The organism is Pseudomonas sp. TNT2022 ID642 (genome assembly GCF_028656995.1).
Taxonomy (GTDB): Bacteria; Pseudomonadota; Gammaproteobacteria; order Pseudomonadales; family Pseudomonadaceae; genus Aquipseudomonas.
In genome coordinates this window covers 19,217-44,535 of the sequence record NZ_JAMDGW010000027.1, presented here as the reverse complement: position 1 = coordinate 44,535, position 25,319 = coordinate 19,217, and the positions used below count along the sequence as shown (strand labels likewise).

Annotated in this window: 21 protein-coding genes; 12 read left to right on the top strand and 9 right to left on the bottom strand. The window is 60.2% G+C overall.

Annotated elements, in window-relative coordinates:
• Positions 1-159 precede the first annotated feature (159 nt).
• Positions 160-1,092 (bottom strand): NAD-dependent epimerase/dehydratase family protein, encoded by a 933-nt coding sequence (locus tag M5G26_RS24275; protein ID WP_134177767.1) that lies wholly within the window; start codon positions 1,090-1,092, stop codon positions 160-162.
• A complete protein-coding gene (locus tag M5G26_RS24270; protein ID WP_103303743.1) occupies positions 1,085-1,969 on the bottom strand; it encodes a sugar nucleotide-binding protein in 885 nt (294 codons plus the stop codon). The genes M5G26_RS24275 and M5G26_RS24270 overlap by 8 nt, the downstream gene beginning before the upstream one ends.
• Positions 1,970-2,276: 307 nt before the next feature.
• On the opposite strand from M5G26_RS24270, the gene M5G26_RS24265 reads away from it, so the two are divergent.
• Positions 2,277-6,563, top strand: coding sequence for a DEAD/DEAH box helicase (locus M5G26_RS24265; protein ID WP_273916668.1), 4,287 nt, complete (start codon positions 2,277-2,279; stop codon positions 6,561-6,563).
• Positions 6,564-6,705: 142 nt separating this feature from the next.
• Here M5G26_RS24265 and M5G26_RS24260 read toward each other — a convergent pair whose 3' ends face one another.
• Entirely contained in the window at positions 6,706-8,799 is a 2,094-nt protein-coding gene (locus M5G26_RS24260; protein ID WP_273916667.1) for a mechanosensitive ion channel family protein, read from the bottom strand.
• 388 nt (positions 8,800-9,187) lie between these two features.
• Between M5G26_RS24260 and M5G26_RS24255 the strand changes: the two genes are divergently transcribed.
• The 4 genes from M5G26_RS24255 to M5G26_RS24240 are packed head-to-tail and all read left to right on the top strand — an operon-like array spanning position 9,188 to position 13,165.
• Positions 9,188-10,114 carry a DUF72 domain-containing protein gene (locus M5G26_RS24255; protein ID WP_273916666.1) on the top strand — a complete coding sequence of 309 codons (927 nt, stop codon included), beginning with the start codon at positions 9,188-9,190 and terminating at the stop codon, positions 10,112-10,114.
• Positions 10,111-10,908 (top strand): endonuclease/exonuclease/phosphatase family protein, encoded by a 798-nt coding sequence (locus M5G26_RS24250; protein WP_102901721.1) that lies wholly within the window; start codon positions 10,111-10,113, stop codon positions 10,906-10,908. Before M5G26_RS24255 ends, M5G26_RS24250 begins: the two co-directional genes overlap by 4 nt.
• Complete coding sequence (clsB, locus tag M5G26_RS24245; protein ID WP_134177762.1) at positions 10,905-12,179, top strand: cardiolipin synthase ClsB; 1,275 nt, start codon at positions 10,905-10,907, stop codon at positions 12,177-12,179. Before M5G26_RS24250 ends, clsB begins: the two co-directional genes overlap by 4 nt.
• Entirely contained in the window at positions 12,176-13,165 is a 990-nt protein-coding gene (locus tag M5G26_RS24240) for a lysylphosphatidylglycerol synthase domain-containing protein (RefSeq protein WP_134177761.1), read from the top strand. Before clsB ends, M5G26_RS24240 begins: the two co-directional genes overlap by 4 nt.
• Positions 13,166-13,258: 93 nt before the next feature.
• On the opposite strand, the gene M5G26_RS24235 is transcribed toward M5G26_RS24240, so the two are convergent.
• The 3 genes from M5G26_RS24235 to M5G26_RS24225 form a co-directional block, all read right to left on the bottom strand.
• Positions 13,259-14,014 carry an alpha/beta hydrolase family protein gene (locus tag M5G26_RS24235; RefSeq protein ID WP_102901724.1) on the bottom strand — a complete coding sequence of 252 codons (756 nt, stop codon included), beginning with the start codon at positions 14,012-14,014 and terminating at the stop codon, positions 13,259-13,261.
• Positions 14,004-15,113: a DUF3182 family protein gene (locus tag M5G26_RS24230; protein ID WP_273916665.1), complete on the bottom strand. Its 1,110-nt coding sequence runs from the start codon at positions 15,111-15,113 to the stop codon at positions 14,004-14,006. The genes M5G26_RS24235 and M5G26_RS24230 overlap by 11 nt, the downstream gene beginning before the upstream one ends.
• A gap of 219 nt (positions 15,114-15,332) precedes the next feature.
• On the bottom strand, positions 15,333-16,334 hold the full coding sequence (locus M5G26_RS24225; protein WP_273916664.1) for a GlxA family transcriptional regulator: 1,002 nt from the start codon (positions 16,332-16,334) through the stop codon (positions 15,333-15,335).
• A gap of 101 nt (positions 16,335-16,435) precedes the next feature.
• On the opposite strand from M5G26_RS24225, the gene M5G26_RS24220 reads away from it, so the two are divergent.
• The 7 genes from M5G26_RS24220 (at position 16,436) to M5G26_RS24190 (ending at position 21,700) form a co-directional block, all read left to right on the top strand.
• A complete protein-coding gene (locus tag M5G26_RS24220) occupies positions 16,436-16,990 on the top strand; it encodes a cysteine hydrolase family protein (RefSeq protein ID WP_038362090.1) in 555 nt (184 codons plus the stop codon).
• Between the two features lie 145 nt (positions 16,991-17,135).
• Positions 17,136-17,804 carry a YjfI family protein gene (locus M5G26_RS24215; protein ID WP_102901728.1) on the top strand — a complete coding sequence of 223 codons (669 nt, stop codon included), beginning with the start codon at positions 17,136-17,138 and terminating at the stop codon, positions 17,802-17,804.
• 17 nt (positions 17,805-17,821) lie between these two features.
• A complete protein-coding gene (locus tag M5G26_RS24210; RefSeq protein WP_016983574.1) occupies positions 17,822-18,520 on the top strand; it encodes a PspA/IM30 family protein in 699 nt (232 codons plus the stop codon).
• Positions 18,521-18,732: 212 nt separating this feature from the next.
• Positions 18,733-19,383, top strand: a complete 651-nt coding sequence (locus M5G26_RS24205; protein ID WP_273916663.1) for a DUF2491 family protein — start codon at positions 18,733-18,735, stop codon at positions 19,381-19,383.
• Between the two features lie 15 nt (positions 19,384-19,398).
• Positions 19,399-19,824, top strand: coding sequence for a DUF350 domain-containing protein (locus M5G26_RS24200; RefSeq protein ID WP_038362100.1), 426 nt, complete (start codon positions 19,399-19,401; stop codon positions 19,822-19,824).
• 17 nt (positions 19,825-19,841) lie between these two features.
• Positions 19,842-20,540 carry a DUF1190 domain-containing protein gene (locus M5G26_RS24195; RefSeq protein WP_273916662.1) on the top strand — a complete coding sequence of 233 codons (699 nt, stop codon included), beginning with the start codon at positions 19,842-19,844 and terminating at the stop codon, positions 20,538-20,540.
• Positions 20,541-20,542: 2 nt separating this feature from the next.
• Positions 20,543-21,700, top strand: coding sequence for a glutathionylspermidine synthase family protein (locus M5G26_RS24190; protein ID WP_134177754.1), 1,158 nt, complete (start codon positions 20,543-20,545; stop codon positions 21,698-21,700).
• 79 nt (positions 21,701-21,779) lie between these two features.
• Here M5G26_RS24190 and M5G26_RS24185 read toward each other — a convergent pair whose 3' ends face one another.
• The 3 genes from M5G26_RS24185 to M5G26_RS24175 form a co-directional block, all read right to left on the bottom strand.
• The gene (locus M5G26_RS24185; protein WP_273916661.1) at positions 21,780-22,985 is read right to left on the bottom strand and encodes an acyltransferase family protein; all 1,206 of its coding nucleotides are present in this window, start codon (positions 22,983-22,985) and stop codon (positions 21,780-21,782) included.
• A gap of 245 nt (positions 22,986-23,230) precedes the next feature.
• On the bottom strand, positions 23,231-23,755 hold the full coding sequence (locus M5G26_RS24180) for a single-stranded DNA-binding protein (RefSeq protein WP_008081898.1): 525 nt from the start codon (positions 23,753-23,755) through the stop codon (positions 23,231-23,233).
• A gap of 9 nt (positions 23,756-23,764) precedes the next feature.
• Complete coding sequence (locus M5G26_RS24175; protein WP_007950096.1) at positions 23,765-25,162, bottom strand: MFS transporter; 1,398 nt, start codon at positions 25,160-25,162, stop codon at positions 23,765-23,767.
• Between the last annotated feature and the right edge of the window lie 157 nt (positions 25,163-25,319).

Sequence of the window (25,319 nt, the reverse complement as noted above, 5' to 3'; positions counted from 1 at the left end):
CCCAGCCCTCTCCCCCAAGGGGGAGAGGGGGAAAGGGAGCCGATTTGTGTGTTCTTCAAAATCTCAGTTCGACTCGGTATTTCACGTCGGTGTAACTCGAAAGAACACCTCGGTCAGTCCCCTCTCCCTCAGGGAGAGGGTTAGGGTGAGGGGCTCTTTTCAGGAACGACCGAGCAACCGCGCCAGCCCCACGCTCATCGGCGTCTGCTCTGGCAGCTTGAAGCGCTCCAGCAAGCGAGCGTTATTCGCCCGCGAGTGACGGATGTCACCGGAGCGCGCCGGGCCATAGCTGATCGGCGGCAATTCACCGACCACCGCTTGCAGTGCTTCAAGCATCTGCTTGAGGCTCATCGCCTGATTCCAGCCAACGTTCACCGGGCCGACTTCCACCTCAGGCTTTTCGATCCCCTGCACCAGCAAATCGACCAGATCTTCGACATAGAGGAAATCACGCGTTTGCTCACCATCACCGAACACGGTAATCGGCAGGCCTTTCTGCGCACGTTCGCTGAAAATGCTGATCACCCCGGAATACGGCGAGGACGGATCCTGACGCGGGCCGAAGATGTTGAAGAAGCGGAAAATCACCGGTTCCAGGCCATGCTGGCGGCGATAGAAATCGAAATACTGTTCGCCCGCCAGTTTGTCCGAGGCGTAAGGCGTCAGCGGGGCTTTGGGCGTGTCCTCATCAATCGACTCGCCCTCACCATTGTTGCCGTACACCGCTGCGCTTGAGGCGTACAGCACCCGTTTTACCCCGGCCAGACGCATGGCTTCGCAGACATTCAGCGTGCCGATGAAATTGCTCTGGTGAGTCTTGACCGGATCATCCACCGAAGCCTGCACCGAAGCGACGGCCGCCAGGTGGGCGACGGCGCTGCAGCCTTGCATGGCCTTGGCCACCAGCGTCGCATCGGCGACATCACCGACAATCAGCTCAACCTTCGGGTTATCCAGCGGCAGGTTGCTGCGTTTGCCGGTCGACAAGTCGTCGAGGATGCGCACCGAATGCCCTTTGGCGAGCAGCGCATCGGTCAGGTGCGAGCCAATGAAGCCGGCTCCGCCGGTGATAAAAACAGTCCCTTCAGCCATGACGGTAGAACCTATCCAGTAAGCCCGGGAGTGCAGCGCGCCAGGCGCGCGGCTTGATCCCGAAAGTGTGCAGAATTTTCTTGCAGGCCAGTACCGCGTGTTGCGGCTCCTCGGCAGCGTCCGGTCGCGCGGCGTGAGCCTGGGCAGTCGGCGCTTCGATAGCCAGCGCATGCAGGCTGCGCGCTTCAGTCAAAATAGCCTGCCCCAGCGCCAACGGCGTGGTCGCTTCGTGGCCGGCGTAGTGGTAAGTGCCCCACAGCGGCGCGGCGCAATCGAGTTGCTTGAGCACCGAGATGATCACCCGTGCGGCGTCATCGACCGGTGTCGGATTGCCGCGGCGATCATCGGCCAGCAGCAATTCTTCCGGTTGCTCGGCGCGAGCGAGAAACCGTCCGAGGGTGCCATCCGGGCTGTCATCGAGCAACCAGCCAAATCGTAGCAAAACGTGTTGCGGGCACGTGGCGCGCACACTTTGTTCAATGCGCCACAACGCCTGACCGCGCAGGCCCAGGGGCACCGGTTCGTCTTTTTCGCTGTACGCCGTGGCACGCGAGCCATCGAAAACCCGATAACTGGACGGCTGCACGAGGACGATGTTGTGGTGCTGGCACAGTTCGGCCAGACGTTCGATTGCACGTTCCTGTCCGGCCATACGGCTTTCGCTGACGGTTTCGGCCTGGAACCAGTCGAAATAGTAGGCGAGGTTGATCAATGCATCGGGACGGGTGTCGTCGAGCAATTGGGTCAGGCTCGCGGCATCCCAGCCGTCTTCTGGCGGGCGGGGGGCGAGGAAACCGATGTCTTCCTCTGCACCGAGGCGAATCAGCGCCTGCCCAAGGGCATTCCCGCCGCCCAGTAACATAAGGCGCATTCGCATAAAGTCAGCAGGCCCAGTCTGATTGGAACGATGGCTTTAGCGACGGCTCTTGTGGAACCGTCGTCGATAATTGCCGGAATCGTTGCATTTTGCGGGTTTAGTGCGCAACCGTCATCCGTAAAGTGTAGATCGCCGGGATTTGTGTCGTGGCAACAGGCCCCTTCGCGAGCAAGCTCGCTCCCACAAGGGATTTACGGCGCACACAAATCTACTGTGGGAGCGAGCCTGCTCGCGAAGAGGCCCGGCCAGACGCTGAAGATCCCAGCGGTACTTGCATCTTCCCACCCGCGCCCGCATAACTTGAACCATGAATCTGCCCATCCCCACGGACGTGGCCCTGGCAGGCTTTCACCCCGCCGTCAGCGCCTGGTTCAGCAAGACTTTCCCGACGGTCACCGCCGCCCAGGCCCGTGCATGGCCGTTGATCCACCAGCGCCGCTCGACGCTGATCGCCGCGCCCACCGGCTCGGGCAAAACCCTTACGGCGTTTCTCGCCGTGCTCGATGACCTCGTCCACCGAGGTCTGGAAAACCCCGACGGGTTACCCGACGAAACGCTTGTGGTCTACGTCTCGCCATTGAAAGCGCTGTCCAACGACATCCGCATCAACCTGCAAAACCCACTGGCCGGGATTACCGGGCAACTGCGGCAGATGAATCTGCCCGAGCTGCAAATCACCACCGCCGTTCGCACCGGCGACACCCCGCAAAAAGACCGCGCGGCCATGCGCAAGACCGCGCCGCACATCCTGGTGACCACACCGGAATCGCTCTACGTGCTGCTCGGCTCGGCGTCGGGACGCAAAATGCTCGGCACCACGCGCACGGTGATCATCGATGAAATCCACGCCATGGCCGCCGGCAAACGCGGCAGTCATCTGGCCCTGAGCCTTGAGCGACTACAGGCGTTATGCAGCGAACCGCTGACCCGCATTGGCCTGTCCGCCACGCAGAAACCGGTTGAGGCCGTGGCGCGATTTCTGGTCGGCCATGAGCGCCCCTGCGAAATCATCGACATCGGCCACGCCCGGCCACGGGACCTGGGCATCGAAGTGCCACCAGTGCCGTTGTCGGCAGTCATGGCCAACGATGTCTGGGAGCTGGTCTACGACCGCCTCGCCGAACTCGCTCGCGAGCACCGTACCACGCTGATTTTCGTCAACACCCGGCGCCTCGCCGAGCGCCTGAGCCGACACTTGAGCGAACGCCTCGGCAAGCACGCCGTGGCGGCGCACCACGGCAGCCTGGCCAAGGAGTTTCGCCTCGACGCTGAACAACGGCTCAAACGCGGCGAACTGCAAGTGCTGATTGCCACCGCCTCACTGGAACTGGGCATCGATATCGGCGAAGTCGATCTGGTCTGCCAGATAGCCTCCCCGCGCTCCATCGCCGGGTTTCTGCAACGCGTCGGCCGTTCCGGGCACCAAGTAGGCGGCACGCCCAAGGGCCGTCTGTTCGCCACCACCCGCGATGATCTGATCGAATGTGCAGCCCTGCTCGACTGCGTACGCCGAGGCGAACTCGATACCCTGCACATTCCCGAAGCACCCCTGGATGTACTCGCCCAGCAAATCATCGCCGAGGTCAGTTGCCAGGAATGGTCAGAAGACGCCTTGCTCGGGATGTTCCGCCAAGCCTCGCCCTACCGCCATCTCGACGAAAAACACTATCAGGCCCTGCTGAGCATGCTCGCCGAGGGCTACAACGGTCGCCAGGGCATCCGCAGCGCCTACCTGCACCGCGACGCCGTCAGCCGAACCTTGCGTGGTCGGCGCGGCGCGCAGCTGACCGCCGTGACCAGCGGCGGCACGATCCCCGACAACGCCGACTACAGCGTGATGCTTGAGCCGCAAGGCCTGAACATCGGCAGCGTCAACGAAGACTTCGCCGTGGAAAGCATTGCCGGCGATGTGTTCCAGCTCGGCAATACCTCCTATCGCATCCTGCGCGTGGAAACCGGCAAGGTGCGCGTCGAGGATGCCCACGGCCAGCCGCCGACCATTCCGTTCTGGCTTGGCGAAGCGCCGGGACGCAGTGATGAATTGTCGTTCGCCGTGGCACGTCTGCAAGCGCAGCTCGACGAACTGCTCGGCGCCAGCCCGGGCAATCTGCAACCGGCGCTCGACTGGCTGACGCACACCCTCGGCCTCAACCGCGCCAGCGCCGAACAACTGGTCGAATACCTCGCCCGCGCCCGGCAAACCCTCGGCGCCCTGCCCTCGCAGGACACGCTGCTGATGGAGCGGTTTTTCGATGAGTCCGGCGGCACCCAACTGATCATCCATTCGCCGTTCGGCAGCCGCATCAACCGCGCTTGGGGCCTGTCCCTGCGCAAGCGGTTCTGCCGCACCTTCAATTTCGAATTGCAGGCTGCTGCCAGCGAAGACGCCATCGTGCTGTCGCTGTCCACCAGCCACAGCTTTGAACTCGATGACATCTGGCGTTACCTGCACAGCAACAGTGCCGAGCACATCCTCATTCAGGCTGTGCTTGATGCGCCGTTGTTCGGCGTGCGCTGGCGCTGGAATGCCGGGGTCGCGTTGGCGCTGCCGCGTTTTACCGGTGGGCGCAAAGTCGCCCCGCAGTTGCAGCGGATGAAAAGCGAAGACCTGATTGCCAGCGTGTTTCCCGACCAGATCGCCTGCCTGGAAAACCTCGCCGGCGAACGGGAAATTCCCGAGCATCCACTGATCGAGCAAACCCTAGACGATTGCCTGCATGAAGCGATGGACAGCGAAGGCTGGCTCAATTTGCTGCGGCGCATGGAGCGTGGCGAGGTGCGTTTGATCAGTCGTGATCTGCCGGCGCCTTCGCCGCTCGCGGCAGAAATTCTCAGTGCGCGGCCGTACACTTTTCTTGACGATGCACCGCTGGAAGAACGTCGCACTCAGGCAGTGATCAACCGGCGCTGGAGCGATCCGCAATCGACCGATGATCTCGGTGCGCTGGATGCGGACGCGATTACCGCCGTACGTGAAGAAGCGTGGCCGACACCGAGCACTGTGGATGAAATGCACGAGGCGTTGATGAGCCTGGCGTGCATCAGCGATGAGGAAGTGCAAGCGAACGACGGCTGGCGTGCATGGCTGGAAACCCTGGCCCGCAGCGGGCGCGCCTGCCGTTTGCAGATCGACTCCGAGCATGGCTTGTGGCTGGCCCGCGAACGCCTGACCTGTCTGCAAGCGCTTTATCCACAGGCCAAATTGCAAGACGAACCGGAAGCGTTACCGGGGTTCGATGAAGCCTGGACGTTTGATGAAGCGCTGATCGAAGTGATCCGCGCGCGCCTCGGTGCCTTCGGACCGTTGCCGTTATCCGCGATTGCCGAACCGCTCGCGTTGCCGGCCACTGAAGTCCATCAAGCCCTCGCCCAACTGGAGCGCGAAGGTTACGTGCTACGTGGCCAGTTCACGCCCAAGGTCAACATTGAAGAATGGTGCGAACGGCATCTGCTCGCGCGCATTCATCGCTACACGGTCAAGCGCCTGCGCCGGGAAATCGAACCGGTGGCGCTGCAGGATTTCATGCGGTTTCTGTTCGACTGGCAACATCTGTCGCCTTCTACTCGCGGCCAGGGCAGCACCGTGTTACCGGCGATTATCGGCCAGTTCGAAGGCTACGCAGCGGCGGCTTCGGCGTGGGACAGCGACCTCCTCCCGGTGCGGCTCAAGGACTACTCACCGAGCTGGCTGGATGAGCTGTGCCGCAACGGCAAACTGGTGTGGACGCGCCTCAGTGCCCGGCAAAAAGTCAGTGGCACGGCATTGCGCAGCACGCCGATTGTGTTGCTACCGCGTAGTCAGGTCGGCCTATGGAGTGCGCTGGCCGAACAGACCCCAGTGAGCGAACTCTCGCCGAAAACCCAGAAGGTATTTGAAGCCTTGAGTCAGCACGGCGCGCTGTTTTTCGATGAGCTGATTCATGAAGCGCACCTGCTGCGCACCGAGCTGGAAATCGCCTTGCAGGAACTGGTCGGCGCCGGTCTGGTGAACGCCGACAGCTTCGCAGGCCTGCGCGCATTGATCACCCCGGCAAGCAAGCGCCAGCAGCGCAGCAGTCGGCGCGGGCGCGGCGCTTTTATCGGTGGAATGGATGACGCCGGGCGCTGGGCCTTGCTGCGGCGCGGGGCGGCTGTGGATAACAGCGAAACCCTTGAACATGTCGCGATGACATTGTTGCGGCGCTATGGCGTGGTGTTCTGGAGATTGCTGGAACGCGAAGCGGACTGGTTGCCGAGTTGGCGTGAATTGCTGCGTACTTTTCATCGACTGGAAGCGCGTGGAGAGATTCGTGGCGGGCGGTTTGTCAGTGGTTTGGCGGGGGAGCAGTTTGCCTTGCCCGAGGCGATTCCGTTGTTGCGCGAAGTACGACGGCGGCCGCATGACGGTAGTTTGATTGCGGTCTGCGGGGTGGATCCGCTGAACCTGGCCGGGACGTTGTTGCCGGGGGTGAAAGTGCCGGCGCTGGTGAGTAATCGGCTGGTGTATCGGGATGGCTTGCCGGTGGCGGCGGAGATTGCGGGTAAGCAACAGTTTTGGCTGGAGCTGGATCAGATTGATATGGAGCAGGTGCGCAGCAAGCTGATCCGGCATTGAGGGTGACTGTTCTGGCCTCATCGCTGGCAAGGCAGCTCCCACAGTGCTTTGTGGTGTGCCTTCTATTCCAGCATCACCCAAAACCCTGTGGGAGCTGGCTTGCCAGCGATGAGGTCTGCACTAACACCAAAAAATCCACCGGTTAAGTCCGCGATTCCTGCGGCACCTCGCTCGCCACCACCTCCCCCTCCTGCTGCCGTTTCGGCAACAAAACCTGCTGTGGATAAGTCTGCGCGAAATGCACGGTCGCGGTGTTATCCACAAGCTTCTTCAACCGCTGGTTGAACGCCCGGCTCACCGCATACTGCCCGCCCGAGACCGTGCGGAACTGCGCCGTCAGCACCACGCCATTCAAATCCATCCTGTCCACGCCAAACACATCCAGCGGCCCTTGCAGGTTGTACTTGAGGAAGGGGTCTTCGCGGATCGAATCGCCGGTCTCGCGGATCAGTTCGATGGCTTTATCCACGTCCGTGTCATAAGTGAACTGCACCGAGAAAAACGCATAAGCGAACTGCCGCGATTGGTTGGTCACCGCCTTGATCTGGCCGAACGGTACCGAGTGCACAAAGCCCTTGCCGTCACGCAAACGCAGGGTACGAATGGTCAACCCTTCGACGGTGCCCGCATGACCCGAGTCGAGCACCACCCAGTCACCAATCGACAGCGTGTCCTCGATAATGATGAACAGCCCGGTGATCACATCCTGCACCAATTGCTGCGAACCGAAACCAATGGCCAGACCGACCACCCCGGCACCGGCCAGCAGCGGCGCGACGTTGATCCCAAGATTGGCCATGGTGGTGATTGCGCAGATCACCACGAGGATGATTTTGATCGCGTTGCGCAGCAGCGGCAGGATGGTTTTCACCCGTGTACTTGGCTGGCGCGCCGCGCGTTTGCTGAGCGGCGGCTTCAACGCTTCCTGAATCGCTGTGTCGAGCACCACCCACAACAACCACGTCACCAGGAAGATCAGGCCAATGCTGCTCAGCGCGTTGCTGATGGCTCGTCCGACTGTGCTGCTCTGGGCGAAATCGAGCAGCGATACACCCCAGATCCGCCCGAGGATGTCGATAAAGGCAATGGCGATGACGATCCGCAGCAAGGCGTGCAACAGACTGAGAAAGCGTTCCTTGTAGGCGCTGCTGCGCTGGATCGCTTCGGCTTTTCGTGACTTGAACAAGTGCTGCAGGATCGTGCTGAGGAATACCGTGCCGATTAACAAAACCGTGGTGAACAGTGCGCAGCGCAGGGCTTTCTGATTGTCCTCGCCGATACCGATCAGGTTGACCGCCGAGACCAGCACCATCAGCACGATTGGCCAATACCACAGCCCGGAAAAGATCCGCAGCGACTCCTGCAACGAGGGTTGTTTCAGCCGCTGGCTCAGCGAACGATTGCGGATCAGATGCGCCACCGGACGACGCAATCGGATCACTAACAAGCCGAAAATCACCGAGGCAATCAGGCCAGTAAATACCGCGACGCTGCTGGTGATATTGCCGCCCAGTTGCCGGGCGATCTGCGGACTGGTCAGCGCATCGCTGAGGGCGGCGAGGAAGCCGATCAGGAATAATGGTTTCGGGCAGTAATCACGGATGATCCGCGCGGCCGGGCGTTTGTGGCCGACGTTGAACATCACCACCACGCACAACAACATCGAAGTGGAAAAGATACCGCTGCTGGTGGCGTAGGCCAGGCACAGCGCCAGCGCGCGGCCCACCGAAGCTTGCAGGAAATGGCTGACGTACAGCGTCAACGGCAAGCAGATCAGCGCTGGTACGGTGTACGGCAGCAAATATCCAATCAGATCCTGGCTGCGCTGACGGGTGCGCAACCAGCGCCCCTCACGCAGGCGTTTGGTCAACAGGCTGCCGAGCACGGTGAGCAGCGCGAAACTGCCGAGCCAAGTGCCGGACAACGAGAGGAAATCCCCGGCAACGCTCCAGCCCGAGCGGTTCGACGGCTGGTTGACCAGTTTGTCCACTTCATCGGCGGCGCGATCGGCGCGCAGGCGCCAGGCGTCGACCAGGTGTTCGTTGAGATCGAGTTTGTCCTGGACGTCGTCGATGCTCGAACTGATCGCGCCGAGCAGACCGCCTTGCACAATCGGTTCAGGTTTGGCCGCTTCTTCAGCGGCAGCCGGGACACCCGGCAATGCGGCGGCGTCGATTTCACTGGCGCCGAGAAACAGCAGTGCTCCCAGCAGAATAGCGATCCTGAACTTGACCAAAACTCCGATCTCCCTTGGCTGAACCTGTAAGGAACTGATCGGTAATTGCACAGCAAGTTCAAGAGCCCCCTCACCCTAGCCCTCTCCCAGAGGGAGAGGGAACTGACTGATCTGGCTGCACCGATCTGAAAGTCCTGAGTCGAACTCAAGTTCTGAAAGCCATAAGACCAGCTCCCTTAAACCTTGTGAGGCGAACTCAAATCCTGAGAACCCTGAACATCTGCTCCCTTCCCCCTCGCCCCCTCTGGGGGAGAGGGTTGGGGTGAGGGGGAACGCTTTTGATCTTCGCCTTGGACGTGACCGTCCGTAACGCCATCGAAACTTTCCCGAACCGCCAGCAGTCATCAAAAGATACCGGCAACACGAGGACTTTCAACGGGAGGGCGGCATGGCAACGATTCACATCGGTATTTCCGGCTGGCGCTACGAACCGTGGCGCGGGGACTTCTACCCCGAGGGACTGGCGCAGAAACGCGAATTGCAGTTCGCGTCGAGAGCGGTCAACAGCATCGAAATCAATGGATCGTTCTACGCCCTGCAACGGCCCGAACGTTACGCCCAGTGGTACGCCGAAACACCCGACGACTTCGTCTTCAGCGTCAAGGCGCCGCGCTTCATCACCCACATTCGCCGCTTGCGCGAGATCGAAAAACCTTTGGCCAATTTCTTCGCCTCCGGGGTGTTGGAACTCAAGGAAAAGCTCGGGCCGATCCTTTGGCAGTTCCCACCGAATTTCAAATTCGAGCCTGAGCGCTTTGAACATTTCCTCGCGCTACTGCCCCACGACACCAAAGCCGCCGCCACCCTCGCCCATCAACACGATTCCCACCTGCACGGCCATGCGAACATGAAAGCCTGGCGTAAAAAACCGCTGCGCCACGCTGTGGAAATCCGCAACGACAGCTTCCTTGATCCCGATTTTGTGCGGCTATTGAAGCGCTACAACACCGCGCTGGTGATCGCCGACACCGCCAATAAATGGCCGTACCGCGAAGACCTCACCAGCGACTTTGTCTACTTGCGCCTGCACGGCGCCGAAGAGCTCTACGCCAGCGGTTACACCGCGCCAGCCCTCAAGCGCTGGGCCGAACGCATCGACGCCTGGCACCACGGCGAGCAACCAAAAGACGCGCACCTGATCGCACCACGCTTGAAGCCACGCGCACGCAAATCCCGCGAAGTGTTCTGCTATTTCGACAACGACATCAAAGTCCGCGCACCGTACGACGCCCGTGATCTGCTGCATCGTTTCGAGCTGGATAAAGACCTCGCCACCACACCCGGCGAACCCGCTGGCGAAGGAGTGTTGGCATGAGTATTCCAGAACCGGTTGGCTTCACCGATGAAGGCTCGGTCGTTGCGCCGTCCGTACGCACGTTCACCGTACTGACGGTCAATACCCACAAGGGTTTTACCGCACTGAATCGGCGCTTCATCCTGCCGGAACTGCGCGAAGCGGTGCGCAGCGTCGCGGCCGATGTGGTGTTTCTGCAGGAAGTCCACGGCACCCACGAGCATCATCCCAAGCGCTACAGCAATTGGCCGACAATGCCGCAGTACGAGTTTCTCGCCGACAGCCTCTGGCCGCAGTTCGCCTATGGGCGCAATGCGGTGTACCCGGAGGGCGACCACGGCAATGCGCTGCTGTCGAAATTCCAGATCATCCGTCACGACAACCTCGACGTGTCGATTAACGGCCACGAGAACCGCGGCCTGCTGCATTGCGTGCTGCGCCTGCCGGGTGACGGCACCGAAGTGCATGCGATCTGCGTGCATCTGGGCCTGCGCGAAAGTCATCGCAATGCCCAGCTGGATTTACTCATGCAACGCTTGGCGGAGTTGCCCGACGACGCACCGGTGATCGTCGCGGGCGATTTCAACGACTGGCGCCAGCGCGCCGATGCGCAGCTCAAACCTTGCGGCCTGCGCGAAGTGTTCGCCGAGCATCAGGGCAAACCGGCGCGCAGCTTTCCCGCGCGCCTGCCAACACTGCGCCTTGATCGTATTTACGTGCGCAACCTCAAGGCCAGCCAGCCGAAAGTCCTGGCGAACCGGCCCTGGTCGCACCTTTCCGACCACGTTCCATTATCGGTAGAGATCGAACTATGAGCAGCGCGCCGCTGGAGAAATCCGCCGTGGAACCGATCGCCATCAACCCGCCGATACGCGAGCCCGGCCATGTTGATGTCGAGTACCGCTGGCAGGGCAATAACCGCATTGAGTTGCTGGAGAACGGCGAGGAGTATTTCCCGCGAGTGTTCGAAGCGATGCGCGCGGCGAAGAGTGAAATCCTCCTCGAGACCTTTATCGTTTTCGAAGACAAGGTCGGCGCCGAGTTGCAGGAGATTCTGATCGACGCCGCCCGGCGAGGCGTGCGCACCACGGTCAGCCTCGACGGCTTTGGTTGCGGCGAGTTGAGCACCGGTTATCTCACCGCGCTGAGCGAAGCCGGCGTGCATCTGCAAATCTTCGATCCGGCACCGAAACGCCTGGGCATTCGCACCAACTGGTTCCGGCGTTTGCACCGCAAGATCGTGGTGGTCGATGGCCTGATCGCATTTATTGGCGGGATCAACTTTTCCGGCGATCACCTCGCTGATTTCGGCCCTGAAGCCAAGCAGGATTATTCGGTGGAAATTCAGGGCCCGGCGGTCGCCGACATCCATCATTTCGCCCTGCTGCAAAGTGGTCGGCCGGGCCGTGCGCGGTTCTGGTGGCAACGTCGGCGTCAACGTCGCGCGGAGATGGCTTTCGATGACCACGACGGTCAGGTGCGCCTGGTGTTCCGCGATAACGACCAGCACCACTCCGATATCGAGGACGTGTATCTACAGGTACTTCGCCGTGCCAAACGACGGGTAGTGATCGCCAACGCCTACTTTTTTCCCGGTTACCGTTTGCTGCGTGAGATCCGTAACGCGGCGCGACGCGGAGTCGAGGTGCGCCTGATTCTGCAGGGGCAACCGGACATGCTGGTGGCCAAACTCGCGGCACGCATGACCTACGATTACCTGCTCAAGGCCGGCGTACAGATTCATGAATATTGCCAACGCCCGCTTCACGGCAAAGTGGCGCTGGTCGACGAAGAATGGAGCACGGTCGGCTCAAGTAATCTCGACCCGCTGAGCCTGTCGCTCAACCTGGAAGCCAACGTGCTGATCCGCGACCGCGCGTTCAATCAACATCTGTTCGAACGCCTCGAAGACCTCAGCCAGAACCACTGCAAAGCCATGGACCCCAGCAAGTCCCCGCGTGGACGCATCTGGCACATGACCGTGGGGTTTCTGGTGTTTCACTTTCTGCGGCATTTCCCGGCGATGGCCGGATGGCTGCCAGCGCATAAACCCCGGCTCAAGCCATTTCGAGGTAACACGCCATGAGCCATTCCGAAGCCCACCCGAGCGGCCATGCAGCGCCAGCCACCCATTCGAAATGGAGCCGCTGGAAGCGCCCGTTGACCTTGCTGTTTTTCCTCGCGCTGATCGTGTTGCTGACACTGTTCGCCACGCGCATCGAATGGGCCGAGGTGCTGCAAACCCTCGCCGACTTCAAGGTCCGTACGCTGATCATCGCCGCCAGCCTGACGCTGCTGAGTTTTCTTGTGTACGCCAGTTTCGACCTGATCGGGCGCACTTACATTCGTCAGGACCTGACCTGGAAACAGATTCTGCCGGTGGGGATTATCAGCTATGCGTTCAACCTCAATCTCAGCGCGTGGGTGGGTGGCATCGCGATGCGCTATCGGCTGTATTCGCGCCTTGGGGTGAGCAAAAGCAACATCGCCAAGATCCTCGGTTTGAGCCTGGCGACCAACTGGTTCGGCTACATGACCATTGCCGGCGCGGTGTTCAGCAGCGGATTGGTAACGATGCCGCCGGGCTGGAAAATCAGCAGCAGTGCGCTGCAAGGCATCGGCGTGTTGTTGCTGCTGATCAGCGCCGGCTATCTCGTCGCGTGCCAGTTTTCCAAGCGCCGCGAGTGGTCGATTCGCGGGGTGGAAATCAATCTGCCGTCGTTGCGCATGGCGGTCCTGCAACTGCTGCTGGGCGCGTTGAACTGGTCGCTGATGGCGGCGGTGATTTTTACTTTGCTGCCGAGCAAACTGGATTATCCGTTGGTGCTGGGCGTATTGTTGATCAGCGCGATTGCCGGGGTCATCACGCATATTCCGGCGGGGCTTGGAGTGTTAGAAGCGGTGTTTGTCGCGTTGCTGCAACACGAGGCTTCGCGTGGCAGTCTGGTGGCGGGGTTACTGGCGTATCGGGCGATTTATTTTCTGCTGCCGTTGTTGATCACGGTGGTGATGTATCTGGTGGTTGAGGCCAAGGCCAAGGCGCTGCGAATAGAGAAGAAACCCAGACATTAGAATCAAGATCAAAAGATCGCAGCCTTCGGCAGCTCCTACAGGAAGAATACATTTCAAATGTAGGAGCTGCCGAAGGCTGCGATCTTTTGATCTTCAGGATTGGATAATGCTCAACCGTTCACCCACGACCATCTCGGTAATCCAGTCCACCAGAATCGAGGTGTACGCCTGCTGCGACACCGGTTCGCTCAGCGCATGATCAGCGCCATCGATAATCCGGTGCGTCAGTGAATGCGTCTGCTGGCACGCCGCGCGGTAACTCATGATTGCCGCGTGGGGCACGTAATCGTCGGTTTCCGATTCGACCAGCAACACATCACCAGTGAATTGCGAACAGGCATGCAGCGCCCGATTGGTGTCCGCGCGCACCAGCGTGCTGCGGTAATCACGCAGATCAGCCTTGTCCAGCTCACGCTTGGGCGTGTGCCATTGTTCATCGCGATACAGCGCTGGCACGCGCAACGCCAGCCAGCGCACTGGGCGTAGCGAGGTGAGGATCGCCGCCAGGTAACCGCCATAACTGGTGCCGACCACGGCAATCGCCGAGGTGTCGAGCGCCGGATGTGCGAGCAAGCGGTCATACGCCGCGAGAAGATCGCGCAGATTGTCTTCGCGCGTCACACGGGTCAGCGGAATCCCGGTGCCGCCGGTATGCCCGCGCAAGTCGAAGGTCAGGCACACGCAACCAAGACCGGCGATGCCTTTGGCGCGCTCGAGGTCACGCTCCTGACTACCGCCCCAACCGTGCACAAACAAGACCCCCGGGACTTTCGATTTGGGACTGAGAAAGGTCCCGCTCATCTGTTCATCATCAATGTCGATTTGAATGCTTTCGCTTCTAGCCGTCATAGGATTTGACCGTTACGTATTTAAGGAGAAAGTCACTGTTTTCGGCCGGCCCGCGATAGACCTCGATGGCGTCCGCCGGCAGCGGCTGATCGATGTAGGTTTCTACCGACGACACGCGGATCGCGCGCATTCCCGGATCATTGACGAAGCTTTGCAGCGCCGCCACTTCGGCGCTACTGGCACCGCCCATACGCCAGGATTGTTCGAGTACGCCGCTGCGGGATTTGCCGTTGCTGTCCAGGCCCTGAGCAATGTCGTAATTGCGCCGCGAGGCGTAGAAGCGTGGATAAGCTTCATCGGCGGCGCGGTCGAAAATCTGCGCCTGTTCGATGGCCAGGCGCACATCATCCGCCAGATCCAGCGCCAGCAGATCGTCATAGCCGCCCTGCACCACCAACAGGTTCGAGCCGCCGTACACGTCTTCGCCGAGGGCATCCTTGGTCAAGTATTGATCACCGCAGTAGCTCAGCACTTTGTCGCCGATGAATGACTGGCCGACGCTGTGAGTGACGACATCGCTCAAGTCCTGCTCCAGCACCATGCCTTCGCTGAATTGTTTTTCAATGCCGGGGCGGGTAAGGATTTCGTCGAAAGCATCGAGGCTGTTGATCACTTCCTGCCCGCGACCGGCGCAGGCGTGAACCGGCTTCAGGCGGATCGGGCCGCTGTACAGCAAATGCTCGGCAGCAGGCCGCGCATCGTCCAGCGCGAACACACTGAGACCGTCGAGTACCACGTTACGCGTGCGTTCGCTAAACAGCGGCGACCAGCCTTGTGGCGCCGTGGCCAAATGACTGCGCAAACCGTGGCTGATGGCTTTGGTACAGATGAAGTCATGTTCGACAAAGCCGCCCCACAGATCACCCGGGCCGTTGATGCCGAGGTCATGCGCGCGGGCGGCTCCGACAATGGTTTGCGTCGGCAGCAGATACAGATCACGGCCGCGGTGTTTGTCCGGGTCGTAGCTGCCGCCGAACTTGCATCCGAGAATCTGCGCCAGCCATCGCGCCAGGGCCTTGTTGGTCTGTACTTCATGTTGGGGTGCATCGGCGCGCACCGAGTGGGCGACAACGATTTTCCTGCGGGGTGTCGGGGTCATGCGTTCCCCTTCCATCGGTTCGATGACTGTAGCGATGATAGGTGCAGAGATCAGGCCAACGGCCGCTCTACGAAAATCCCAACCCAATCAGAAACTTGCCAGAATCGTGCTGGCACCACGCCTGTTTCAATCTGCACGACCGCGCGCAAAATCCCGGCAAATTGCACGATCCATAGCCCTGCAGAGTTCAATGTGGGAGCGAGCCTGCTCGCTCCCACATTAGGTAATGGATGCTTTCGGGATCGGGGATACCCCAAACCGCGCCCGATAATCACTCGGCGCCAGCCCGGTAATCTTCTTGAAGATTGCGCGAAACGCGCCCGGATCCTGATAGCCCACGGTCCACGCAATGTGATCGATCGTGCCATTGCTGAACTCAAGCATTTCCCGCGCCTTGCCGACCCGCAGATGCTGACAATACTCGGTCGGTTTCAGCCCGGTCGCCGCACGGAACCGGCGCAGAAACGTGCGCTCCTCCAACCCGGCCCGCTCCGCCATCGCCGTCAGCGAAACATCCGTCGCGCCGGTGCTTTGCAGCCAGTGCTGCACCTTGAGAATCGCCGCATCGCCATGACCGAGAATCGGCGCGAAATTACTGCCGCACTCACTGGCGCTGTCACTGTGCTCTATCACCAGAAATCGCGCGGTGCCGGTGGCAATGCTCGGCCCGAGCAACCTGTCGACCAGACGTAATCCCAGTTCCGACCAAGCCATCAAGCCGGCCGTGGTGATCAAATCGCCGTCATCGACAATCGGTGTATCCGCCTTGAGTTTGATCTTCGGATAACGCTCGGCAAAGGCCTTGGCCGACGTCCAGTGGGTAGTGGCGCTACGGCCGTCGAGCAGACCGCTTTCAGCCAACATCATCGAGCCTACGCAAACCCCGCCCAGCGTCGCCCCGTTGGCATGTTGATCGCGTAACCATTGCATCAGGCTGGCCGGTGCTTGCGCCGCCGAGAACCCGCCGATCGATGGCGGAATCAGCACCGCCAGCAAAGCGCTGTCGTCACCCGCATGACTGACGTAAGTGCGCGTTGGCGGCTGATCACCTTCGACCTGCCAGTGACTGACCCGCAGCACAGGCAACTGCGCGGCCTGATGCTCAGCGGCAATCCGATTGGCCACCGCAAACAGATCGGTCAAACCGTGCACCGCTGCCATCTGCGCACCGGGATAGATCAGCACGCCCAATTCAGCGAAGGCGGCCCTTTCTGCGCCCATTGTCAGTTTTCCCCTGTCTATTGTCGGTGCGGCCAATCCTCGAAGCGCTGAACAAGGCCAATACTCAAGCCACTTCCAGCCAACACATCGAGGACACACCCATGGCCAAGCAAGCGCTCATCGTAGTCGATATCCAGAACGACTACTTCCCCCAAGGCAAGTGGCCGCTGGCCGGTGCCGACGCCGCTGCCGACAACGCCGCCCGGCTGATCGCTGCGTTCCGCGAGGCCGGCGATTCGGTCGTCCACATTCGCCACGAATTCACCTCAGCCGACGCGCCGTTTTTCACCCCGGGCTCGGACGGCGCCAAGCTGCATCCGAAAGTGCTCAACCGCGCCGATGAACCGGTGGTGCTCAAGCACTTCGTCAACTCGTTCCGCGAAACCGAACTGCAAGCGATCCTCGACGAACAAGGCATCAAGGAACTGGTGGTGGTCGGCAGCATGAGCCACATGTGCGTTGACGGCATTACCCGTGCGGCGGCGGATCTGGGTTATGCCGTCACGGTGATTCACGACGCCTGCGCCAGCCGCGATCTGGAGTTCAATGGCCTGACGGTGCCGGCCGCCCATGTTCACGCTGCTTTCATGTCGGCGCTCGGTTTCGCCTACGCCAGTGTGGTGTCCACTGACCAATTCCTCACCGCCCAGCCCTAAGCAATATTCTGCAAAAACACCAGGCCCGCCTTGCCGCGGGCCTTTTTTCGCCTGTCATAAAAATCTCACGCGTGAGCCATTGATGGCATTTTGAATTGGTTGTAGTGTGGCTCACGCGTGAGATGTCCATAACCGAGCCATTGCCATGAAAAGCCGTTCCCCCACCGCGAAATCAGAGAGCCCCAAGGGAGAGCGTGCGAAAGCGTCCACGAAAAAACCGTCGAGCTTCTATATGAAGCAGATGCGCGCGGGCCTGGCTGCTGCCGGTTATGTGAAACACGAAACTTGGGTGCTTCCCGAAAACCGAAGCTTGCTCAAGCAAATGGAGCAACAGCTACGCCAACCGATTCTGGCTGGCTCTTTCATGTCGGAGAATTACATGAGCGCAGGCAACAACTGGACCATCGATAGCCTCTTCAACGCCCTCAAGGCCCTGGACGAGGTGGCTTCGCAAGAGATCACGCTGTCGCTGATCCAGAGCTCCGAACCCAGCATCAAGCTGGAAATGAACGAATTCGGCGGTCTGCCGATTCACATCGCTCTGGCCGGCCAGCAGATCATCGTCGACACCGTGCTGGTGGACATCGATTCGATCTCGGACGTAGCGGCCTTCAACGACGCCGTGTTGCGCAGCCGGGAAATGTTCCCGCTGTCGTCGATCGGGATCGAGTCGATGCCCAACGGGCAGACCGTTTACAACATGTTTGGCGCCCTCAGCGCCGACTCGAGCCTGACCAACGTCGTCACCGAGGTGAAAACCCTGGTCGACAACGTGCAGCGCGCGAGCGAAGCCTTCGAACACTTCTTCAAGTAATCAACAGGGAATATCCAATGACTCAGTCCATCTGGAGCAAGTTGTTCACCGCACTGCGCGGCGGCGCCAATGAAGTCGGCGAAGCGATCGCCGACCAACAGGCCCTGCGCATCCTCGATCAGGAAATCCGCGATGCCGATAGCGCGCTGTCGAACGCCCGTCGCGAACTGGTCACCATCATGGCCAAACACAAACTGGCCGCCGACCGCGTAAGCGAGTACGACGCCAAGATCAAGGATCTGGAAGCCAAAGCCGTCTCGGCACTGAACGCCGGCCGTGAAGACCTGGCACTGGAAGTGGCCGAAGCGATTTCGACCCTGACCAACGAGCTGGATGTCGAGAAAAAGCAGAGCGACGAATTCGGCACTTACGCCGAAAACATGCGCAAAGACATCAGCAAAGCCGAGTCGCGGATCAAGAGCCTGCGCCAGCAAGTGGACATGGCCAAGGCCCGTGAAAGCGTGCAGAAAGCCCAGGTCAGCGCCTCCATCGCCAGCGGCGGCGCCAATGGCAAACTGGAAACTGCGGTTGGAACTTTGAACCGTCTGCAAGCCAAACAGCAGCAACGCGCGGCTGAACTCAGCGCTGCGGACGAGCTGGCTGACGCCTCGACCGGCAACGACCTGGAACGCAAACTGCGCGACGCCGGCATCACGCCGAACGAAGGCAGCGCCAATGCGATTCTTGAGCGTCTGAAGCAAAAGTCCTCGCAGTAACGCAGGGCAAAAAACCTGAGGGAGCGAGCCTGCTCGCGAAAGCGTCGTATCAGTCGACATCAATATTGACTGGTATGCCCTCTTCGCGAGCAAGCTCGCTCCCACATGGTTTTGCGGCGTAAAAATCCTTCTGCTCGTTCACCGGTTCGCCCGGTACACTAGCCACGCGTTTTCGCCGACGAACACCTCCACCCGCTTCAAGGAACGTACCCATGGGATGGTTTAAAGACTTGCTGGGCACCAGCAACTGGCAGACCGCTGCGCCAACGCCGACCGTTGCCAGTGGCCCACTCGGCATGGCCCAAGGCAAGGCTGTCAGGTTCGACACGACCCTGGCGCTGTTGCTCGATGGCTCGACCACGGTGCGCGTGCCCTTCGATCAGGCGATCTGGAGCCACGGCTGGGTCGACCTCGGCCAGTCCAACAAACTGCACCGCTATTACATGAACGACGAGGATTTCTGGCTACAGATCCACGTCACCGGTGAAGACCAGATCGAATCGGTCACGCTGTTCAACTACCTCAGCTACGTAACGGTCAACAGTGACGCCGAACTGCAGCGCCTGGCCGGCCCCGACAGCCAGATCGGCTTGCCCGGTTACAACCACGACGGTGTCGAATACAGCCGTGAGTGGGGCACCGAACAAGGCCAGACCGAATTGGTGCCGATGACCGAACAGGTGGTCAATCCGGACGAGAGCTACACCATCGAACACCACTCCATGCTTTATGCGCGCGAGACCGGCCTGACCGATCGCCGCGAATTGCTGCTGTTCTCCGTCGAACAGGACGAAGAAGGCACCGTCAGCCTGAGCACTTCGCTGGGCATTTCGCTGTACACGACAGATCTGAGCACCATTTAAAAAAGGAAGTTTTTCATGCTGGAAGTGCTGGCCGTTTCCCTGAACAAAACCGCGCTGGTCGGTTTCGTCGTCTACCTCATCGGCGCCGTACTGTTGTTCATGCTGTTTCAATTTGTCTACACGCGCATCACGCCGCACAAGGAGTTCGAACTGATTCGCTCCGGCAACGTTGCCGCCGCGATCGCCCTGTCCGGCGCTATCATCGGCTTCGCGATTCCGGCCAGTAACGTGATTGCGTTTTCGGTCAATGTCCTCGACTTCGTGCTCTGGGCAGTGATTGCCGCGGTGGTGCAACTGCTGTCATTCCTCGCCACGGGCCTGGTACTCAAAGGCACCTCGCAACGCATCGCCAACGGCGAAGTGGCTTCGGGCATCTATGTTGCTGCGGTCGCGATCAGCGTCGGCATGCTCAATGCCGCGTGCATGACACCGTCCAACTGATCGGCAGGAAGCCTTAGATGAAACGCAGCAAATACGTTCAGTTGTCCCTTGCCGCCTCGGTGGCCATGGCCATTTCCGGCCAGGCGACAGCCGCAGATCAACCACGCAATTTCCAGAATGTGGAACAGTGTGTCGACGCCGAAGTGGCCGCCGATGTCTGCTCCAACGCCTACGTCGCCGCCCTGACCGAACACCGGCGCATCGCCCCGGCGTACGACAACAAGACCAAGTGCGACGCGGACTTTGCCGCTGACTGGTGCCAGAAGAACTCCGACGGCCGCTTCGTGCCGAAACTCGGCGGCTTCAAAGTGCCGCAGGAAGGTGAGCCGGCGCAGAACCTCGACGCCATCGCCGATGCCCAAATGCCCGCCGGTAATGCAACGGCGCAGAACGTGCAAAGCACTTCGCACGTCTCCAGCGGTGGCGGTGGCGGTGGCGGCAACGGCTGGCTGACCGGTTGGCTGATCGGCAACGCGATGAGCAACAACGCCGAGCGCACGGTTTACCGCGATCGCGAAACGCGCCAGCCGTACAACACCTCGACGCAGTACCGCAGAGCCGAAACCACGACGCGCAGCCAGACGGATTACGAAAGCAGCAAAAGCAAACCGGTCAACGTCGCCTCGTCGACGTCACGCGGCGGCTTCGGCAGCCAGTCCAGTGCCCGTAGCGGTTGGGGTGGCTGGAGCAGCAGTTCTGGTCGTTCGAGCAGCTGACGATGAAGAAGATCCTATGCGCCGAGCGGCCTGACTGGAAACAGACTGCCGAAAGCCTCGGCTTCATGTTCCACACCATCGACGACGAGCCGTACTGGGACGAAAGCGCCTACTACCAGTTCACGCTCGCGCAGATCGAAAACGATCTTGAGGACCCGACCACCGAACTGCACGAGATGTGCATGGACCTGGTCGACCGTGTGGTGCATAGCGAGGAACTGCTGGATCGCCTGAGCATCCCCGCGCCGTACTACGACATGATCCGCACGTCCTGGCTGGAAGGTCATCCGCATCTGTACGGGCGCATGGACTTTTCCTACAGCGGCAACGGCCCGGCGAAACTGCTGGAACTCAACTACGACACGCCGACCAGTCTTTACGAAGCGGCGGCGTTCCAGTGGGGCTGGCTGGAACAATGCATCGAGCGCGGTACGCTGCCGCGTCATGCTGACCAGTTCAACAGCATCGACACCCAGCTGCATAAGGCCTTCGCCGAATTACAGCTGAAGCGGCCGTTCTACTTCGCTTCGATGAAAGACTCGGTCGAAGACAAGGGCACCACGGATTACCTGCGCTTGATCGCCGAGAAGGTCGGCATCGAATCGCGGCACATCGACATCGAAGACATCGGTTTGACGGCTGAAGGGCGTTTCGTTGACCTGGAAGATCGCTGGATCCCGCACCTGTTCAAGCTGCATGCCTGGGAGTTCATCTTCCACGAGCCGTTCGGTGCGGCGATTGCCGAGAGCGATACGCAGTTTTTCGAACCGGCGTGGAAGGCGATCCTGTCGAACAAGGGTGCACTGCCGTTGCTGTGGGAGATGCACAAGGGCCATCCGAATCTGCTGGCGGCGCATCTCGACCCGAATCCGGCCAGCGCCGTGCCCAAGGGCTGGGTACGCAAACCGTACTTTTCCCGCGAAGGCGCGAACATTGAGTTGCAAACGGCTGACGGTCTGATCGTCAAAGAGGACGGGCCCTACACGGATGCGCCATTTATCCTGCAGGAGTTTGCGCCGCTGCCGAAGTTTGGCGACAGCTACACGCTGATCGGTTCCTGGGTGATTGGCGATCAGGCTGCGGGGATTGGTGTGCGGGAAGACAACAGTTTGATCACCAAGGATTCGAGCCGGTTCTTGCCGCATCTGATCCTCGACTGACTTGCGCGGCAGAGGTCTGCCCGACACTAAAAAACCCGCAGCGTTTGCGCGCTGCGGGTTTTTTCGTTGCTGTGCCGGGTCAGGCAATATCCACCGAGCGGGCAGGCTTTTCCACAGAGGGCTTTTCTCTGGCCGTTTCGGTCGCGCCAACGCCGGCCATTCTGCGCCGGGCAATCTCTGCCCCTCGGCGCCGCAATGGCGTTTCGACGAAGCGGAAATTGAGTTCACTGCACACGACCATGATCACCAGCGAGGTCAGCAGCAGCTCAACCGTGAAGGCAGCCCCCAGCTCCATGTTTCTGCTGGCGGCAATGCGCGTCCAGATCTCGGTGCTCAGGTGGTAGGCAAAGATGTGCACGACGTATAACGCGTAAGAGCGCGACCCCAGCCACTGGAATAGACCATTGAGTAACGCCGGACAGTAGATGTAGCCCTTCTGATAACTGGCGAGCCAGACAATGATCAGCGCCGTGATCGCGATCAGACCGACTGCAATCGGCGCCATGATCATCTGACCGGCGATGGCGCCCATCATGTACAAAAGGAACAACGTGACGGCCAAACGCTTGAACCTGCTGCCGCCAAGCCCGACAGGCTCAATATCCTTGTACAACGAGGTGCGGGTGAACAGGCAAAGCAGAATCCCCCACATCATGGCGTCAAGGCGGAACGAGAAAAGCATCGGCGCGGGAGGGGCTGCGAAAGTATCGCGATTGAACGGAAATTGCGCCGCGATCAGCAAGATCAGAATCAGCACGCGCCAGCGAGTCGACGTCACCAGCAACAGAAACAACGGAAAGATGAAGTAGAACTGCTCCTCTAGCGCCAGGCTCCAATACACGGAGTTCGGCCCCAACAACACACCGTATTGATTCGCCAGGTTGCCGGAAAACGTCGCCACCGCGGTGAAACTGCGCAGGTTCTCGTACCAGGACTGAAACGCATTCGACTGGTTGAAAAAGATCGAAAACGCCAGCGGTATCAACACCCATAACCAGGCTGTCGGCAGCAGACGGTAGGCCCGCCGGATCCAGAAGGACGTTGCGGCAAGACCAAAGCGATTCTGCTCACGGTTTTTATCGAAATAGTCGAGATACGCCTTGCTGACGACGAAACCGGAGATACAGAAGAACAGATCAACGCCGGTCCATGGCGCATACACATTGAACACCTTCAACAGGTACAGACCGAAAAACGGCAGCAACTGTGGGAGATGGGCAAAGAGGGTCATCAAAATGGCCACCCCTCGCAGAAACTCAATTTCCTTGTTTTTACTACTGCTCATCGGTTTCTCTTGTTTTTGTGGGTGAACAGGTACTTGTCGTTGCACGATCTGTTCTTGAGAAGACCGGCCGGTTCTCTAGCCGCCGTCGCCGATCATGGAATGGCTTGCGATAGCGTTCAAGAGCCTTCGGCAAACTTTCCGGCACGCACTGCGGCGCGAAGTTTGGTTTTATGTTTCGCCAAAACGACAAAGCCCCCGCAATGCGGGGGCTTCGAACCTAAACCAGATGTCGGTTCAGGGACAAATCAGAACGGAATATCGTCATCAAAGCTGTCGAAATCCGGAGCTGGTTGCGGTGCGGCCTGCTGTGGAGCCGGGGCCGAACGCTGCTGTGGAGCCGACTGCTGCGGGCGCGGAGCCTGCTGGCGAGGAGCCGGAGCCGACTGCTGGTAGTTGTTGCCACCGCCTTGTTGGTCGCCCTGTTGTGGGCGGCCGCCGAGCAGTTGCATGGTGCCTTGCATGTCGACCACGATTTCAGTGGTGTAACGCTTGATGCCGTCTTTTTCCCACTCACGGGTCTGCAGCTTGCCTTCGATGTAAACCTGCGAACCCTTGCGCAGGTATTCGCCGGCGATTTCCGCAACCTTGCCGAACATCGAAACACGGTGCCACTCGGTCTTCTCGACCTTCTGACCGGTTTGCTTGTCGGTCCATTGTTCGCTGGTGGCCAGACTCAGGTTGGTCACGGCGTTACCGTTAGGCAGGTAGCGAACTTCGGGATCCTGGCCGCAAGTGCCGACCAATATGACTTTGTTAACCCCACGGGCCATAACGTTCTCCTAGGCTTCGCAAGCAGCCCCGGCCGGGTTGTTCACCAGGCGTTCGAGGGTGTCGCGATCCACTAATTCTTTGTCCAGTTTGATGTAAACAGCCGCTTCGTCAGCAACTATCACTGCATCGGTTACCCCTACGAGGGCCTTGAGGCGCTCGACCAGACCCGCTTCGCGGATCGCCTCGGGCGACAACGGCAAGCGCAGGCTCGTCACGTAGGGAGGTTCACGCATGGTAACAGCAAAGGCCAACCAAAGTGCAGCCAGCCCGGCACATCCAAGGAACACAACCGACAGACCGCCATGCTGAAACAACCAGCCGCCGAGGATCCCGCCGAGTGCCGAACCGAGGAACTGGCTGGTGGAATACACGCCCATGGCCGTGCCCTTCCCGCCCGCCGGTGAAACCTTGCTGATCAGCGACGGCAATGAAGCCTCCAGCAGATTGAACGCGGTGAAAAACACCACCGTACCGATCACCAGAGCCCGCAGGCTGTCGCCGAACTGCCAGAAGAATAGCTCAGTCAGCATCAGCGTCAGGACGGCGCCGAGTAAAACTCGTTTCATTTTGCGTTTCTTCTCGCCGTAGATGATGAACGGGATCATGGCGAAGAACGAAATCAGCAGGGCGGTGAGGTAGACCCACCAGTGCTGCTCCTTGGGCAAACCGGCTTTTTCCACCAGCGCCAGGGGCAGTGCGACGAAGCTCGACATCAGCATCGCATGCAACACAAAGATACCTAAATCGAGGCGCAGCAAGTCTGGATGCTTGAGCGTAGGCATCAAGGCCTGACGCGCCACGCCGGATTCACGATGCTGCAACGGCCCGGTGGAACGCGGCACCATGAACATGATGATGGCGATACCGACCAGTGCCATGGCACCGGTGGCGAGGAACAGTCCGGACAGACCGAAAGCGCGGGTCAGCAAAGGCCCGACGACCATGGCCACGGCAAACGACAAACCGATGGTCATGCCGATCATGGCCATCGCCTTGGTGCGATGTTGTTCGCGGGTCAGGTCGGAAAGCAGCGCCATGACCGCAGCGGAAATCGCCCCGGCGCCCTGCAGGATCCGCCCGGCGATCACGCCCCAGATCGAGTCGGCCTGAGACGCCAGCACACTGCCGAGGGCAAAGACGATCAGCCCGAGGTAAATCACCGGACGACGGCCAATGCGGTCGGAAATGATCCCGAACGGAATCTGGAAAATCGCCTGGGTCAGGCCGTAAGCGCCGATAGCCAAGCCGATCAGGGCCGGGGTCGCGCCTGCCAGGTCCATGCCGTAGGTCGCCAGTACCGGCAACACCATGAACATGCCAAGCATACGGAAGGCGAACACCAGGGCCAGACCGCTCGCCGCGCGGGTCTCGCTGCCACTCATGCGTTCGCTGTGGGGATCGTGCATGGAAAAACCTCGTGTGAACCGGCGGCGATTCTACCAGTCCCATCGAAAGACGGGGTATATCGCGACGCTATGACGCGTATAGATGAAACTCTCTTCATGTAAGGCAAAAAGCCCTTTGCTTGATAGTGTGCATCCATCCAGTATTTGCCCGTATACT

What these genes read in the sequence shown, in the direction of transcription:
- M5G26_RS24275 (WP_134177767.1), bottom strand. Translation starts at nt 1,092, where the DNA reads ATGGCTGAAGGGACTGTTTTTATCACCGGCGGAGCCGGCTTCATTGGC.
- M5G26_RS24270 (WP_103303743.1), bottom strand. Translation starts at nt 1,969, where the DNA reads ATGCGAATGCGCCTTATGTTACTGGGCGGCGGGAATGCCCTTGGGCAG.
- M5G26_RS24265 (WP_273916668.1), top strand. Translation starts at nt 2,277, where the DNA reads ATGAATCTGCCCATCCCCACGGACGTGGCCCTGGCAGGCTTTCACCCC.
- M5G26_RS24255 (WP_273916666.1), top strand. Translation starts at nt 9,188, where the DNA reads ATGGCAACGATTCACATCGGTATTTCCGGCTGGCGCTACGAACCGTGG.
- M5G26_RS24250 (WP_102901721.1), top strand. Translation starts at nt 10,111, where the DNA reads ATGAGTATTCCAGAACCGGTTGGCTTCACCGATGAAGGCTCGGTCGTT.
- clsB (WP_134177762.1), top strand. Translation starts at nt 10,905, where the DNA reads ATGAGCAGCGCGCCGCTGGAGAAATCCGCCGTGGAACCGATCGCCATC.
- M5G26_RS24240 (WP_134177761.1), top strand. Translation starts at nt 12,176, where the DNA reads ATGAGCCATTCCGAAGCCCACCCGAGCGGCCATGCAGCGCCAGCCACC.
- M5G26_RS24235 (WP_102901724.1), bottom strand. Translation starts at nt 14,014, where the DNA reads ATGACGGCTAGAAGCGAAAGCATTCAAATCGACATTGATGATGAACAG.
- M5G26_RS24230 (WP_273916665.1), bottom strand. Translation starts at nt 15,113, where the DNA reads ATGACCCCGACACCCCGCAGGAAAATCGTTGTCGCCCACTCGGTGCGC.
- M5G26_RS24225 (WP_273916664.1), bottom strand. Translation starts at nt 16,334, where the DNA reads ATGGGCGCAGAAAGGGCCGCCTTCGCTGAATTGGGCGTGCTGATCTAT.
- M5G26_RS24220 (WP_038362090.1), top strand. Translation starts at nt 16,436, where the DNA reads ATGGCCAAGCAAGCGCTCATCGTAGTCGATATCCAGAACGACTACTTC.
- M5G26_RS24215 (WP_102901728.1), top strand. Translation starts at nt 17,136, where the DNA reads ATGAAAAGCCGTTCCCCCACCGCGAAATCAGAGAGCCCCAAGGGAGAG.
- M5G26_RS24210 (WP_016983574.1), top strand. Translation starts at nt 17,822, where the DNA reads ATGACTCAGTCCATCTGGAGCAAGTTGTTCACCGCACTGCGCGGCGGC.
- M5G26_RS24205 (WP_273916663.1), top strand. Translation starts at nt 18,733, where the DNA reads ATGGGATGGTTTAAAGACTTGCTGGGCACCAGCAACTGGCAGACCGCT.
- M5G26_RS24200 (WP_038362100.1), top strand. Translation starts at nt 19,399, where the DNA reads ATGCTGGAAGTGCTGGCCGTTTCCCTGAACAAAACCGCGCTGGTCGGT.
- M5G26_RS24195 (WP_273916662.1), top strand. Translation starts at nt 19,842, where the DNA reads ATGAAACGCAGCAAATACGTTCAGTTGTCCCTTGCCGCCTCGGTGGCC.
- M5G26_RS24190 (WP_134177754.1), top strand. Translation starts at nt 20,543, where the DNA reads ATGAAGAAGATCCTATGCGCCGAGCGGCCTGACTGGAAACAGACTGCC.
- M5G26_RS24185 (WP_273916661.1), bottom strand. Translation starts at nt 22,985, where the DNA reads ATGAGCAGTAGTAAAAACAAGGAAATTGAGTTTCTGCGAGGGGTGGCC.
- M5G26_RS24180 (WP_008081898.1), bottom strand. Translation starts at nt 23,755, where the DNA reads ATGGCCCGTGGGGTTAACAAAGTCATATTGGTCGGCACTTGCGGCCAG.
- M5G26_RS24175 (WP_007950096.1), bottom strand. Translation starts at nt 25,162, where the DNA reads ATGCACGATCCCCACAGCGAACGCATGAGTGGCAGCGAGACCCGCGCG.